We start from the raw sequence: 14,264 nt of genomic DNA on the forward strand, positions 1-14,264 counted from the left end.
ATGGCAGGCACGAACAGCGAGCGTCAACTTCTGGCCGAAGGGCCGGCCATCATTCTGGTCGAGCCGCAGATGGGCGAGAATATCGGCATGGTGGCGCGCGCCATGGCGAATTTCGGGCTTGCTGAACTGCGCCTCGTCAATCCGCGCGACGGCTGGCCGAACGAGAAAGCCCTGGCGACCGCCTCCAAGGCCGATCACGTCATCGAGGCGACCAAGGTCTACGACACGCTGGAACAGGCGGTCGCCGATCTTAATTTCGTCTATGCGACGACGGCGCGCGAGCGTGATGGCTATAAGCCGGTCCGCTCGCCGGTCATTGCCGCCGAAACGCTGCGGGCGAGGTTTCGCGCCGGCGAAGGCACCGGCATCCTCTTCGGGCGCGAGCGCTGGGGGCTGACCAACGAAGAGGTGGCGCTTGCCGACGAGATCGTGACCTTTCCCGTCAACCCTGCCTTCGCCTCGCTGAACATTGCCCAGGCGGTGCTGCTGATGTCCTATGAGTGGATGAAATCAGGCATGGAGGATCTCGGCGCCGTGCCCTTCCAGGCAATGGGGCAGACACCTTCGACCAAGGACCAGCTGTTCGGCCTGTTCGACCAGCTCGAAGAGGCGCTCGATGCGCGCGGTTATTTCCATCCCGCCGGGAAAAAGCCGAAAATGGTCGACAATCTGCGTGCCGTTCTATCCCGCCGGGCCTTCACGGAGCAGGAAATCAGCGTGCTGCGCGGCGTCATCTCTTCCCTCGACCGCTTCTCACGCAAGAGCCCGCGCGGCGGCCGGTTCCCGACAGCGGCCAAGGAAACACCGCCAGATGACAGCGCCGACGCATGAGCTGAAACCCGTCCTCGTCTTCGATTCAGGCATAGGCGGGCTGACCGTCCTGCGCGAGGCGCGCGTGCTGATGCCGGAACGCGGCTTCATCTATGTGGCCGACGATGCCGGCTTTCCCTATGGCGGCTGGGAGGAACAGGCGCTGAAGGAGCGGGTGATCGGCCTCTTCGGCCGGCTGCTCGAGGAGCACGATCCCGAAGTCTGCATCATCGCCTGCAACACCGCCTTCACGCTTGTTGGTGCCGATCTGCGCGCCGCCTTTCCGCAGATGACCTTCGTTGGCACGGTGCCGGCCATCAAACCGGCGGCGGAGCGCACGCGCTCCGGCCTGGTCTCGGTGCTCGCGACGCCGGGCACGGTCAAGCGAGCCTATACGCGCGATCTCATCCAGTCCTTTGCGCAGCAATGTCATGTGCGGCTCGTCGGCTCGGAAAACCTGGCGCGCATGGCGGAGGCCTATATCCGAGGTGACGCGATTTCCGATGAGGCGGTGCTGACCGAGATTGACCAATGTTTCGTCGAGAAGGAAGGCCGCAAGACCGATATCGTCGTGCTCGCCTGCACGCATTATCCCTTCATGGCCAATCTATTCCGCAGACTGGCACCTTGGCCGGTGGACTGGCTGGATCCGGCAGAAGCCATTGCCCGGCGGGCGCGCACACTCGTTCCACAGATCGCCGATGCCGTTCACCCCGATAATTTCGACTTTGCCGTCTTTACATCCGGCAATCCCGATTTTGCGACGCGCCGACTTATGCAGGGTTTCGGTCTCAACACGCGATAAGGCACTGCGCGCTTTATCTCGCCGATGTCATCGCGCAAGATCTCCGCGGAGAATCGCGGGCGGGTGTTTGCCGCTCAAGACATAAAGGGATGCGCTGTGCCGCTGCAAAGACTTGTCATGCTGATCTTCTTTCTGCAGCCGATAGCCTTTGGCGCCTGGTTACCGCGCATTCCTGATATCCAGGCGAAGCTTGAACTCGGCACCGCCGATCTCGCCGTCGCACTTCTGGGATTGCCGATCGGCACGCTGATCACCCTGCCGTTTGCCGGCCGCCTCGTCTCGCGCATCGGCGGGCGCATGGCGATCATCTATGGTTTCATCTTCTTTCTTGCCGTGGTTTCGCTTCCAGCCTTTGCGCCCAGCGTCATGCTTCTATTCTTCGCCTTGATTGTCGTTGGGGTCGCGCTTTCGACGGTGGAACTCGGCATGAATGTCGAGGCCGATGTGACGGAGAAGGCGACCGGGCTGATTATCATGAGCCGCTGCCACGGCTTCTGGAGCTTCGGAATCATGGCCGGCAGCCTGATCGGCGTTGCTGCCATAGCCATCGGGCTTTCGCCGCACTGGTCGATCCTGATCACGGCGATCGTCATCCTGCCGGCTGCGCTGATTGCCAGCCTGCGCCTGCCGAAATTGTCGGAAAGTCACCATGCGGAGAATTCGCAGGCAATGACCGGTTTCAAGCTGCCCAGTCTTGCTCTGCTCGGGATCTGCGCCTTCGTCTTCGGCGTGACGATGACCGAAGGTGCGATCGCCGATTGGTCGGCGGTCTACCTCCGCGATGTCATGAATGCAGAAGGCGCGCAAACCGGCCTCGGTTATTCGGTTTTCGCTTTCATGGTTGCGGCGGGGCGCTTCAGCGGTGATTACATGAAAGGCCGTTTCGGCGCGGTTGCCATCGCCCGTGGCTGCGGCATCGCCTCGCTTGCCGGCATGCTCGTCGTTCTCCTTGCACCGGCGACGCCGCTTGCGCTCCTCGGCTTTGCCGCAGTCGGTGTCGGCGTCTCGGTCGGGTTTCCGCTTGCGGTGACGGCCGTCGCTTCGCTGACTGACCGCCCGCCCGCTTCAAGCGTTGCGACGCTCTCTTTCGCAGCCCTGACCGGTTTTCTCATCGGGCCGCCGATCATCGGCTTTCTCGGCGAACTCTTGGGCTTGCGCGCGGGGCTTGCGGTCTTGCTGGTACCGCTTTTCGTCAGCCTGCTCTGCACACGTTTGCTAATTCCGACGCAGACGGACATGGCGGGGGACCTCGTCGAGCGCGAGGCGGTGTGAAGCCTTATTTCCCAGGGCTGGCTTTCCTGTGGGTTCTTAAAGGTTTGACGACAACGGTGCCTGCGAATCTGCTAGAGCATGATGCCGAAAAGTGTACGCGGTTTTCGGACGACATCATGCTCTATTTCTTTGATGTAGATCAGGAAACAGGTTTTAGGCCGATCGGGCCTAAAATCATCCTGATCTAGAGACGGGCCGGGAATTTGTAAGGGGAATTGGACGTGCAGGTTGGCATCGATATGGGATTGGCGTCCGGCGCTCCGGCGACGCTCGATATCGAGGAGCTGCTGGCGACACGTCTGCTCGTGCAGGGCAATTCCGGCTCCGGAAAATCGCATCTTCTGCGCCGTCTGCTCGAGCAATCGGCGCAATGGGTGCAGCAGGTCATCATCGATCCCGAGGGTGATTTCGTCACGCTCAGCGACAGGTTCGGCCACGTCGTCGTCGACGGTGAGCGCACAGAGGCGGAGTTGGCGGGCATTGCCAACCGCATCCGTCAGCATCGCGTTTCCTGCGTGCTGACGCTCGAAGGCCTCGATCTCGAAGACCAGATGCGCGCCGCCGCCGCCTTCCTCAACGGCATGTTCGATGCCGATCGCGAATACTGGTATCCGGTTCTCGTCGTGGTCGACGAGGCGCAGATGTTTGCACCGTCGGTCGGTGGCGATGTCTCGGAAGATGCGCGCAAGATGTCGCTCGGCGCGATGACCAATCTGATGTGCCGCGGCCGCAAGCGCGGCCTTGCCGGCGTGATCGCGACGCAGCGGCTTGCCAAGCTCGCCAAGAACGTTGCGGCTGAGGCCTCGAACTTCCTGATGGGCCGCACCTTCCTCGATATCGACATGGCGCGCGCCGCCGACCTGCTCGGTATGGACCGGCGCCAGGCCGAGATGTTCCGCGACCTGAAGCGCGGCAATTTCGTCGCTCTCGGACCCGCGCTGTCGCGCCGGCCGCTGCCGATCCAGATCGGCGCGGTGGAGACCTCGGCGCGCTCCTCCAGCCCGAAACTGATGCCGCTGCCGGATGCGCCGCAGGATGTCGAAGACCTGATCTTCACGCCCGATCCGGAGGAATTCCAACGCCCGCTGGTGCGCCGCGCCCCGCCGGCGCCACGGCCGACGACCGATATTCTGGCCGAACTCTCGCGCTCAACGCCGGCTGCATCGGCCGTACCTGCGGAGGCGAGGGCGAGCCAGGTGGAAGTCTCCGCCGAGGAGCGGGAGGAGCGCCTTGCCGGTGTGCTGGCCGAGATACTGGACGATCCGGCATCCGCCTTCCGCACCGATTCGGTGCTCTACCAGGACTTTCTGGTAAGGCTGCGCATGCGTCGCGTGCCGGGACCGCCGATCGCGCTGCCGGATTTCCGCCGGCGCGTGGCGATCTCGCGCTCCGGCGTCGATGCGGCAACGGCCGCAACCGATGCCTGGGCGACGGCGCTGTCGCTGTCTTCAGGTGTCACCGACGACCTGCAGGGCGTCTTCCTGATGCTCGCCAAGGCCGCCGTCTGCGGCGAGCCGTGCCCGTCGGACGCCCGCATCGCCCGTGCCTATGGCACCCATTCCGCCCGCCGTGCGCGGCGCCTGCTCGGCTATTTCGAGGAGCAGGGCATCATCGTCGTGCACGCCGATTTTTCCGGCAAGCGTATCGTCGCTTTCCCTGATATGGACTGCCAGACGGCGCCGGGCGACGCCAACGCACCTGATGCTGGCGGGGACCCACGGCTGGCGGCGGAATAGTGGTGCTTTCGAGCTTTGCCGCTGTTGACAATTTCATGACGGCCCTCTAAAGACCGCCGCAAGCACCGGGCAGCAATGCCCGGTGTTTCATTTGACATGTCCCGTGGATCGTTCCTGTTCGCTAACCGGAACATCCTGTCAGGTCTCGGAAAAGACCAGAGGAGGGCGTGTTTCCTTCGTGCGGTTTGGCAACAAGCCGTCATAAACCTTTGAAAGGAAATACGATGAGCAAGCGCGAATCGTCCAAGTACAAAATTGACCGCCGTATGGGCGAAAACATCTGGGGCCGTCCGAAGTCCCCGGTAAACCGCCGCGAATACGGCCCGGGCCAGCACGGCCAGCGCCGCAAGGGCAAGCTTTCGGACTTCGGTGTGCAGCTGCGCGCCAAGCAGAAGCTCAAGGGCTACTACGGTGACCTGCGCGAAAAGCAGTTCCGCGCGATCTTCGCCGAAGCCGACCGCCGCAAGGGCGACACTTCTGAAAATCTGATCGGCCTGCTGGAATCGCGCCTCGACGCAATCGTCTATCGCGCCAAGTTCGTTCCGACGGTCTTTGCTGCCCGCCAGTTCGTCAACCATGGCCACGTCTCGGTCAACGGTGTGCGCGTCAACATCGGTTCCTACCGTTGCAAGGCCGGCGATGTCATCGAAGTTCGCGAAAAGTCGAAGCAGCTGGTGATCGTTCTGGAAGCCGTCAGCCTCGCAGAGCGCGACGTTCCTGATTACATCGAAGTCGATCACAACAAGATGGTCGCAACCTTCGGCCGCGTTCCGACGCTCAGCGACGTTCCGTTCCCGGTCGTCATGGAACCGCATCTGGTCGTCGAATTCTACTCGCGTTAATGCATTCGTCTCGCAGTCGAAACCGATTGCGAGACAACAGCATGCGTCGATATACGGAAAGCCGCTCTTTCGAGCGGCTTTTTTGCGATCTGGAGAGAAGCAATGGCAGATTTGCAGGCGACCCTCGATAGCATCTACGCCGATATCCAGCCGCGGATCGGCGAGGGCAAGGTGGCGGACTATATTCCGGAGCTCGCCAAGGTCGACCCGAAGCAGTTCGGCATGGCGATCGTCACCGTCGACGGCAAAGTCTATCGCGTCGGCAATGCCGATACCGCCTTCTCGATTCAGAGCATATCGAAGGTCTTCATGCTGACGCTGGCGCTCGGCAAGGTCGGCGAGGGGCTGTGGAAGCGGGTCGGGCGCGAACCCTCGGGATCGGCTTTCAACTCGATCGTCCAGTTGGAGCATGAGAGCGGCATCCCCCGCAACCCCTTCATCAATGCCGGCGCGATCGCCGTCAGCGACGTCGTCATGGCCGGCCATGCGCCGCGCGAGGCAATCGGCGAGCTGCTGCGCTTCGTGCGTTATCTCGCCGATGACGAGTCGATCACCATCGACGACAAGGTGGCGCGCTCGGAAACGCAGACGGGATACCGCAATTTCGCGCTTGCCAACTTCATGCGCGCCTACCGCAATCTCGACCATCCGGTCGACCATGTGCTCGGCGTCTATTTCCATCAATGCGCGCTGTCGATGAGCTGCGAGCAGCTCGCCCGCGCCGGGCTGTTCCTGGCGGCGCGCGGCAGCAATCCGACGACCGGCCATTCGGTGGTCTCGCCGAAGCGGGCGCGTCGCATCAATGCGCTGATGCTGACCTGCGGCCATTACGATGGCTCGGGTGACTTCGCCTATCATGTCGGCCTGCCCGGTAAGAGCGGCGTCGGCGGCGGCATTTTTGCGGTGGCGCCGGGCATTGCCTCGATCGCGGTGTGGTCGCCGGGGCTGAACAAGGTCGGCAATTCGCAGCTCGGCGCCGCGGCGCTGGAAATGCTCGCAGCCCGCACCGGCTGGTCGGTTTTCGGCGATTGATGCTGTGTTGCCAGGCAGCTTTCTGCTAGAGCAAATGTGGAATTTCTGTAGGACGAAGCAATGAATATCGCAGCCAACATCGCCGATGATTTGGAAACCGGCGAAGCCGACACCAGCGGCCATGCGCTGTTTGCCGATGCACCGCGCTCGGTCTCCTTCAACAAGCTGCGCAAGCGGCTGCTGCGGCAGGTGCGCCAGGCCTTCGACGATTTCGACATGCTGAAGGGCCAGAAGCGCTGGCTGGTCGGCCTTTCCGGTGGCAAGGACTCTTATGGGCTGTTGGCGCTGCTGCTCGATCTCAAATGGCGCGGCTTGCTGCCGGTCGAGCTCATCGCCTGCAATCTTGACCAGGGCCAGCCGAACTTTCCGAAACACGTTCTGCCGGATTATCTTAACAAGATCGGCGTCCGCCACCGGATCGAGTATCGCGACACCTATTCGATCGTGAAGGAGAAGGTGCCTGAAGGCGCCACCTATTGTTCGCTCTGTTCGCGGCTGCGGCGCGGCAATCTCTACCGTGTCGCGCGGGAAGAGGGTTGCGATGCGCTGGTGCTCGGCCATCACCGCGAGGACATTCTCGAAACCTTCTTCATGAATTTCTTCCATGGCGGCCGGCTCGCCTCGATGCCGGCGAAGCTTCTGAACGACGAGGGCGATCTGATGGTGCTCCGTCCGCTCGCCTATGCCGCTGAGGACGACCTCGCGAAGTTTGCCGTCGCTATGCAGTTTCCGATCATCCCCTGCGATCTCTGCGGCTCGCAGGACGGGCTGCAGCGCAATGCGATGAAGGATATGCTTGCCGATATCGAGCGGCGGATGCCGGGCCGCAAGGATACGATGCTGCGGGCGCTTTCGCATGTGAACCCGTCGCATCTGCTCGATCCGAAACTCTTCGACTTTTCCACCCTTGGTGTCACCGATCCTTCATGAAAGGCCAGCTATGCAGGCAGGCTATTGAATGAGGCAGGATTTCGCATGACTATTTCAGATCAGGATATTCTCTTTCTCGGCGATTGCGTCAGAGAGGCGGCGCAAGCCGAGATCATGCCGCGTTTCCGCAATCTCGGCGCTGCCGATGTTTCGGAGAAGACTTCGGCAATCGATCTGGTGACGCAAGCGGATCTGCTTGCCGAACACCGGATCACCGCGGCGCTGAGAGAGCGCTTTCCCGCAGCACTCGTCGTCGGCGAGGAGGCTTATGACGCCGACCGGTCTGTCGTGCCGGCACTTGCCGATGCCGAGCTCGCCTTCGTCATCGACCCTGTCGACGGGACGTTCAATTTCGCCGCCGGGCTTCCTGTATTCGGGACCATGTTGGCGGTGACCGTCCGGGGCGAGACGGTCGCCGGCATCATTCACGATCCTGTTCTCGGTGACACGGTGACCGCGATCAGGGGGGCAGGCGCCTTTCTGACGCGTTGGGACGGGCAGTCGACAAAGCTGAAAGTCGCTGAGCCTGCTAGCCTGAACCAGATGGTCGGTGGCCTGTCATGGAGCCACATGGACGAACCGGATCGCGCGCGTATCTGCGCCAACATGGCGAAGATCCGGATGACCTTCGCCTTCAACTGCTCGGCCTACGAATATTGGATGGTCGCCTCCGGCAAGCTGCATTTCATCGGCCATGCGAAGCTGATGCCTTGGGATCACCTGGCCGGGGTGCTCGCGCATCAGGAGGCCGGCGGCCATACGGCGAAATTCGACGGCACGCCCTATCGCCCCGGCGAGACCGTGGGCGGTATCATCTCCGCGCCCGACAAGGAGAGCTGGCAGCTCATCCGGCGCGAGATCGTCGGCATCTGATTCAAGGTTCTTCTGAGAGACCCAAGCGAGAGGATTTGACATGACTTCGATTGTCGACGTGACCGTTCTTGCCGATCTGCTGCGCCGCGCGGCGAAGGCGGAGATCCTGCCGCGTTTTCGCCGGCTCGGTCAGGCCGACGTGCGCGCCAAGAGCGAGGCGACCGATCTCGTCACCGAGGCCGATGAGCAGGCGGAACGGATGATCAAAGCGGAAGCTGCGCAACTCTGGCCGGGCGCGCTGTTCCTCGGCGAAGAATCGGTTGCGGCCGATCCTGATTTGCTCGGCAGGCTCGAGCATGCCGATCTCGCGATCGTCGTCGATCCGGTTGACGGCACCTTCAATTTCGCCTCCGGCATCCCGGCCTTCGGCGTCATGGCATCCGTCATTTCCGGCGGCGAGACGGTTGCCGGCATCATCTACGATCCAATGGGCGACGACTGGGTGATGGCCGAAAAAGGCGGCGGCGCCTGGCTGCGGCGGCCGGATGGCGGCGCCGAGCGGCTCTCGGTCGCAGCTCCCGTGGAACTGGAGCATATGGTCGGCATGGCCTCGACAGGCTACCTGCCGCAGGAGAAGCGGGCCGAAGTGCTCGCCAATCTCGCCAAGGTGCGCTTCCTCACCAATTACCGCTGCGCCGCCCACGAATACCGCACCTTTGCCGGCGGCCATGTGCATTACCTCATGTACAACAAGCTGATGCCCTGGGATCACCTTGCCGGCACGCTGATCTCGCAGGAGGCAGGCGCCTATGCGGCGCGCTTCGACGGCTCGCCCTACCTGCCGCATCATCTGGACGGCGGGCTGCTGATTACCCCCGACAAGGCTTCGTGGGACGTGCTGCGGCGTGAGGTTTTCACGGTCTGAACCCGCCGTTCCGGTGAGCCTCAGACTACTGAGACAGTTGTCCAACTCCTCTTTCGTCATGCTCGGGCTTGTCCCGAGCATCTGCAATTCGTTGATATGCAGCAGATCCTCGGCACAAGGCCGAGGATGACGTCGAGTGAAGAACGTTTGTCAACAAACGGAAGTGTCCGGGTCCGGTACTCTTCGCATTCAAAAATGCGCAGCACCCGGATCGAGTTGCGGGCTGTCGCCGGGGTGGGTGAAGAGCTTGCCGTTTTCGGCCCAAAGGGTGGCTGCGATCGTCACCGCGCCGAAGAGCGCGAAGCCGCCGAAGAGCGGCTGCACCGTGCCGTTGAACATCTGGCCGACCAGGCCGCCGAGGATGGCGCCGGCCGTCGTCGAAACGAAGCCGGTGATGGCGGTCGCCGTGCCGGCGAGATTACCCATTGGCTCCAGGCAGATGGCGGTGAAATTGGTGGCGATCAGGGCAAACATCATCAGCACGATAGTGAAGATGCCGTAGGCAATGGCGAAATCGGGCTTGCCGGCCAGCGAATAAAAAAAGCCGACAGCCGATAGCGCCGTGAAAATCAGCAGGGCGGCGTGCGAGATGCGGCGCATGCCGAATTTGCGGACGAAGAAGCCGTTGGCGAAATTGGCGACGGCGATGCCGCCAGCGGTGGCCGCAAAAGCGATCGGCAGCCAGTCGCCAAGGCCGTAGACCTCGCCGAAGACCTGCTGCACCGAGATCACATAGGCGCTGATGACGCCGGTGAACATGGTGAGGCCGATCATGTAGCCGCAGGTGATGCGGTTGGTGAGCACGGTCTTGAAGCCATCCACGACAGAGGCGACCGACAGCGGCAGCCGCTCTTCCGGCGGCAGCGATTCCTTCAGCCGCAGGAGAGCCCAGACGAACAGAATGGTGGCGATGATGCCGAGCAGGATGAAGATCCAGTGCCAGTTGGCATAGAGGATGATGAGTTGGCCGACGGATGGGGCAACGATCGGCACGATCATAAAGACGATCATCACATAGGACATGACACGGGCCATTTCGCGGCCACCGAAGCAGTCGCGCACCATGGCCATGGTGGTGATGCGCACGGCCGCACCGCCAATACCTTGGACAAAACGCATGACGAGCAGCATTTCGAAGCTGCCGGTCGCTGCGGCGGCAAACATTCCGACAATATAGCAGGCCAAGCCGCCGAGCAGGATGTTGCGGCGGCCGAACGTATCCGAAAGGCTGCCGAAGAAGATCTGCGAGACGCCGAACCCTAAGAAGAACACGCCGATGATCAACTGCGCGTCGTTTGTATTGGTGACGCCGAGGGAATGGCCGATATTGGGCAATGCCGGCAGCATGCTGTCGATCGCCATAGCGACGCTGGCGGTCATGATGGCGATGGTAAAGACGAATTCGCCAAAGCCCATGCCGATGCGGCGGGAGCCCTGGTTTTCCTGGTGCGGTTTATGCGGCGGCGTCATGTGGTGAAATCCCGGATGCGAATGAGGTCGGCCGTTCAGACGGCTGGGTTCTGCGATTGGAAGAGGCGGCCCTTTTCGGCGATCAGCACGAAGACGAGCCCGATGATCGACACGACGAAATAACCGGCGACCATCGGCAGCGCCGTGCCGTCGAAGGCCTGGCCGATGCCGGCGCCGATGATGGCGCCGCCGACCGTGCTCATGAAGCCGAGGACGGAGGAGGCTGTGCCGGCGACGTGGCCGAGCGGCTCCATGGCGAGCGAATTGAAGTTCGAGCCGATCCAGCCGAACTGGAACATCGAAAGGCCGAAGAAAGAGATGAACAGAGCGAAGGGCATCGGCTCGGTGCTGGCCATCTGGACGATCAGCCAGATGGTGTTGATGGCGATGAAGCCGATGAGCGAGCCATGCGACAGGCGGCGCATGCCGAGCTTGCCGACGAAGCGCGAATTGAAGAAGGACGACAGCGACATGAAGATCGCCACGCCGGCAAAGGCGAACGGGAAATAGACGCCGAGATCGTAAATGCCGACATAGACCTGCTGGGCCGAATTGATGAAGCCGAACAGCGCGCCGAAGATGAAGGTGCTGGCAATGGTGTAGCAGAGCGCGACGCGATTGGTCAGCACCAGCTTGAAGGCGCCGAAGATCGATCGGGCGGTGAAGGGCCTGACATTGGCGGGATGCAGGGTTTCCGGCAGGCGTAGATAGGCCCAGACGGCAATCGCCGTCGCCATGGTGGCGATGAAGAGGAAGATCAGGTGCCAGTTGCCGAAGAACATGACGATCTGGCCGGTGCCAGGCGCAATGACCGGCACGATCATGAAGACCATCATGATCAGCGACATGACTTCGGCCATCTGCCGTCCGCCATAGACATCGCGGACAATGGAGATGGTGATAACGCGGGTGGCCGCCGAGCCGATGCCCTGCACGAAACGCAGCACCAGCAGGCCGGCGAAGGAGGGAACGAAGACGATGCCGATGGCCGAAACGATGTAGACGACGAGGCCGAACAATAGCGGTGTGCGGCGACCGAAGCGATCGGAAAGCGGTCCGTAGAAAAGCTGGGCGCAGCCGAAGCCGAGCAGATAAGAAGAGACGACGAATTGCCGGTGGTTCTCGCTCTCGACGCCGAGGCTCGCGCCGATCTGCTGCAAGGCCGGGAGCATGATATCGATCGCCAGCGAGTTGATGGCCATCAGGAAGGCTGCGAGCGCGATGAATTCTCGCTTGCCCATGGGCAGGCGGCCCGCGGACACGGCTTGTGAAGAATCTGTCACAATGAAATTCCCATAAACAGGTCAAGGCGCTGCTAGCCGCAGCGCCTCGAACTCAAGAAACAGATTTGGAAACCGGGCGGACGTCCGGTGACCGGTCAGGAGGCGGCGCGCACAGCGATGCCATTTTCCTGGAGATGCTGCTGCAGTTCACCAGCCTGGAACATTTCCCGGACGATGTCACAGCCGCCGACGAACTCGCCCTTTACGTAGAGCTGCGGGATCGTCGGCCAGTTGGAATATTCCTTGATGCCCTGGCGGATTTCCGAATCGGCGAGCACGTTGACGCTCTTGTAATCGACGCCGATGTAATCGAGAATCTGCACGACCTGGCCGGAGAAACCGCACTGCGGAAACTGCGGCGTGCCCTTCATGAAAAGGACGACGTCGTTGCTCTTGATTTCGTTGCCGATGAATTCGTGAATGCCGCTCATGGGACCTAATCCTTTCAACAGGCGGGTTAAAGGCCCACCGTTTCAATCGTTGCCTTTAGATAGCATGCGACAGCAGGAATTCCAGCTGCCCGAACCAAAAAAATACCAATTCGGGCAGGCCGTTGCCGGGGCTGTTGCCCTCGCGCTACTGCACATCAAAGTACTACAGCGTCCTTTGCACGTCTTAAAAGACGCGCGGCGCTGCAGCGGAGCACAATTCATCCGAAAGCCGCTCGTATTTTCATGGTGTCTTAGCTGCGTCGCTGACGGCTGCGGCCGGCGGCGGTGCGGCGCTTGCTGACCTGTTTGCGGGCGGGCTTGGGTTTGGCCGAGGTGGCCTTGCGCGTATCCTTCGTCGTCGTGGCGGGGCGTGTCTTACGCCTCCTGCGCTTCGTGGTGACGCGGCCGGTGGTTTTCTTCAGGATCTCCTTCAGCACGCTGTCGACGACGCCTGATATCAATTCTTTGACTAGGTCGGCCACAAAACCCCTCCGTTCGTGATGGAAACGACATGGCTGCTATTGAATTCCGGAAGAGTTCGGTTAGCAAGACGGCTTCGAGACCATGGCTGCTTTTTGCCCATATCAGTGGCGCAGCAGCCGGATCGCAGCAACATGCCGGCCATTCGCCCGGCCGGAAGAGTGGAATGAAACTGATCGAGAAGCGGGTCGTCCTGCATTTCACTGGCTTCGAGCCGCTCGACGGCGTTGCCCACAGGGCACGCTACGAGCGCTCGGCCAGGCAGAGTGCCGCCGTCTGGGGCTATTCGGTTGAAACGGGCGCACCGGAGGCGGGAAGCGATCCCCTCAGTTTCGTGGTCACGACGGGCGAACGGGCAGCCGAAGTGGCGCCCGTGGCAGCCGCAAAAGCGGCGCCCGGGGCCGCTGACAAAGCGGCGGCCGGGGAAGGGACCGGTTCCCCCGGCTGGCAGACGAAGAGCCGCATCCATATGGTCGATCACGATATACTGGTAAGCAGGCTGCGTGCCGGCAACACGCTGAGCCAGATCATTGCAGGCTTCCGAAGCTGCGCCGAGATCATGCTGGAAGGCGGGATGCGGGGATATTTCCGCCATGCCTGGCGCTTCGGCCTGTTCTTCCTCTTTCCGTTCCTGCTGACGGCACTGGCGATCGCGCTGACCGCGCAGATCGCCATCCTACCCTATGCTGTCGGCTTTTCGCCGTGGCACATGCTCTGGAGTGGGCCGCTGGCGCTCTGTTTTTTCATCTTCGCCTTCCTGCCATTTTCCGAACGCTTCCATACGCTGCATCTCTTCGCCGATTGGGCAATGGCCGTGGCACTCGGCCGCATGGACCGGACAGATTTCAACGACTGGCTGGAAGACCGGGCCGCTGCCGTGCGCAAGGCGCTTGAAGAAGAGGCGGACGAATATGTGATCTCCTCGCACAGCATGGGATCGAGCGTCGCCGCCCATGTCATCGGCATATTGCTGGAAAAGGAACCGGAGATCTTCAAGGGCAAGCGCGTGGTGTTTGCCACCCTCGGCAGCGCCATCCTGCAATGCGCGCTGATGTCATCGGCGACACTGCTTCGCGCCCGCGTCGGGCTGATCGCCCGCTGTCCCGAGATTTCCTGGCTCGACGTACAGTGCCTGACGGATTCGATCAATTTCTACAAGGTGCCGGTCGTTGCCGTCTCCGGCCATGCGGATGCGCCTCAGGCGAAGATGATCCTGATCCGCGTCAAGCAGATGCTGACGCGCGAACACTACCGCAAGATCCGCAAGGACCAGCTGCGCGTTCACCGGCAATATGTGCTTGGGCCCGATCTGCAGGCGCCCTTCGACTTCACGCTTTTGACATCCGGGCCGATGCCGGCCTCGGTCTTTGCCGATCCCGACGAAAATAGAATGCCCGGCTGAGGGCCGGGCATCGTCATCCGGATTGGGTCGGGC

At 61.9% G+C, this 14,264-nt stretch carries 14 protein-coding genes; 10 read left to right on the forward strand and 4 right to left on the reverse strand.

Annotation, left to right across the window (positions count from 1 at the left end):
• The 9 genes from GR198_RS04725 (at position 1) to GR198_RS04765 (ending at position 9,165) form a co-directional block, all read left to right on the forward strand.
• On the forward strand, positions 1-831 hold the full coding sequence (locus tag GR198_RS04725) for an RNA methyltransferase (RefSeq protein WP_012757650.1): 831 nt from the start codon (positions 1-3) through the stop codon (positions 829-831).
• Positions 812-1,615 carry a glutamate racemase gene (gene murI, locus GR198_RS04730; RefSeq protein ID WP_164067666.1) on the forward strand — a complete coding sequence of 268 codons (804 nt, stop codon included), beginning with the start codon at positions 812-814 and terminating at the stop codon, positions 1,613-1,615. The genes GR198_RS04725 and murI overlap by 20 nt, the downstream gene beginning before the upstream one ends.
• Positions 1,616-1,639: 24 nt before the next feature.
• Positions 1,640-2,887 (forward strand): MFS transporter, encoded by a 1,248-nt coding sequence (locus GR198_RS04735; protein ID WP_204337025.1) that lies wholly within the window; start codon positions 1,640-1,642, stop codon positions 2,885-2,887.
• Between the two features lie 221 nt (positions 2,888-3,108).
• Positions 3,109-4,623 (forward strand): ATP-binding protein, encoded by a 1,515-nt coding sequence (locus GR198_RS04740; RefSeq protein WP_012757646.1) that lies wholly within the window; start codon positions 3,109-3,111, stop codon positions 4,621-4,623.
• 224 nt (positions 4,624-4,847) lie between these two features.
• Positions 4,848-5,465 carry a 30S ribosomal protein S4 gene (gene rpsD, locus GR198_RS04745; protein WP_003540107.1) on the forward strand — a complete coding sequence of 206 codons (618 nt, stop codon included), beginning with the start codon at positions 4,848-4,850 and terminating at the stop codon, positions 5,463-5,465.
• Positions 5,466-5,567: 102 nt separating this feature from the next.
• Positions 5,568-6,497 (forward strand): glutaminase, encoded by a 930-nt coding sequence (locus GR198_RS04750; protein WP_012757644.1) that lies wholly within the window; start codon positions 5,568-5,570, stop codon positions 6,495-6,497.
• A gap of 60 nt (positions 6,498-6,557) precedes the next feature.
• Complete coding sequence (gene ttcA, locus GR198_RS04755; RefSeq protein ID WP_012757643.1) at positions 6,558-7,427, forward strand: tRNA 2-thiocytidine(32) synthetase TtcA; 870 nt, start codon at positions 6,558-6,560, stop codon at positions 7,425-7,427.
• 45 nt (positions 7,428-7,472) lie between these two features.
• Positions 7,473-8,300, forward strand: coding sequence for an inositol monophosphatase family protein (locus GR198_RS04760; RefSeq protein WP_029874248.1), 828 nt, complete (start codon positions 7,473-7,475; stop codon positions 8,298-8,300).
• Positions 8,301-8,340: 40 nt separating this feature from the next.
• The gene (locus GR198_RS04765; protein WP_029874247.1) at positions 8,341-9,165 is read left to right on the forward strand and encodes an inositol monophosphatase family protein; all 825 of its coding nucleotides are present in this window, start codon (positions 8,341-8,343) and stop codon (positions 9,163-9,165) included.
• Positions 9,166-9,354: 189 nt separating this feature from the next.
• Here the strand turns inward: GR198_RS04765 and GR198_RS04770 are convergent, their stop codons facing one another.
• The 4 genes from GR198_RS04770 to GR198_RS04785 all read right to left on the reverse strand — a co-directional run bounded on the left by GR198_RS04770 (position 9,355) and on the right by GR198_RS04785 (position 12,831).
• On the reverse strand, positions 9,355-10,635 hold the full coding sequence (locus tag GR198_RS04770; RefSeq protein WP_029874246.1) for a multidrug effflux MFS transporter: 1,281 nt from the start codon (positions 10,633-10,635) through the stop codon (positions 9,355-9,357).
• Positions 10,636-10,670: 35 nt separating this feature from the next.
• A complete protein-coding gene (locus GR198_RS04775; RefSeq protein WP_032984504.1) occupies positions 10,671-11,876 on the reverse strand; it encodes a multidrug effflux MFS transporter in 1,206 nt (401 codons plus the stop codon).
• 137 nt (positions 11,877-12,013) lie between these two features.
• On the reverse strand, positions 12,014-12,349 hold the full coding sequence (grxD, locus tag GR198_RS04780) for a Grx4 family monothiol glutaredoxin (protein WP_012757638.1): 336 nt from the start codon (positions 12,347-12,349) through the stop codon (positions 12,014-12,016).
• 251 nt (positions 12,350-12,600) lie between these two features.
• The gene (locus tag GR198_RS04785) at positions 12,601-12,831 is read right to left on the reverse strand and encodes a hypothetical protein (protein WP_029874244.1); all 231 of its coding nucleotides are present in this window, start codon (positions 12,829-12,831) and stop codon (positions 12,601-12,603) included.
• A 164-nt stretch (positions 12,832-12,995) separates the two neighbouring features.
• Here GR198_RS04785 and GR198_RS04790 point away from each other — a divergent pair, with 164 nt between their 5' ends.
• A complete protein-coding gene (locus GR198_RS04790) occupies positions 12,996-14,231 on the forward strand; it encodes a hypothetical protein (RefSeq protein ID WP_164067670.1) in 1,236 nt (411 codons plus the stop codon).
• Positions 14,232-14,264 lie beyond the last annotated feature (33 nt).

Origin of the sequence: Rhizobium leguminosarum (assembly GCF_010668065.1) — a bacterium.
GTDB lineage: Bacteria > Pseudomonadota > Alphaproteobacteria > Rhizobiales > Rhizobiaceae > Rhizobium > Rhizobium leguminosarum_S.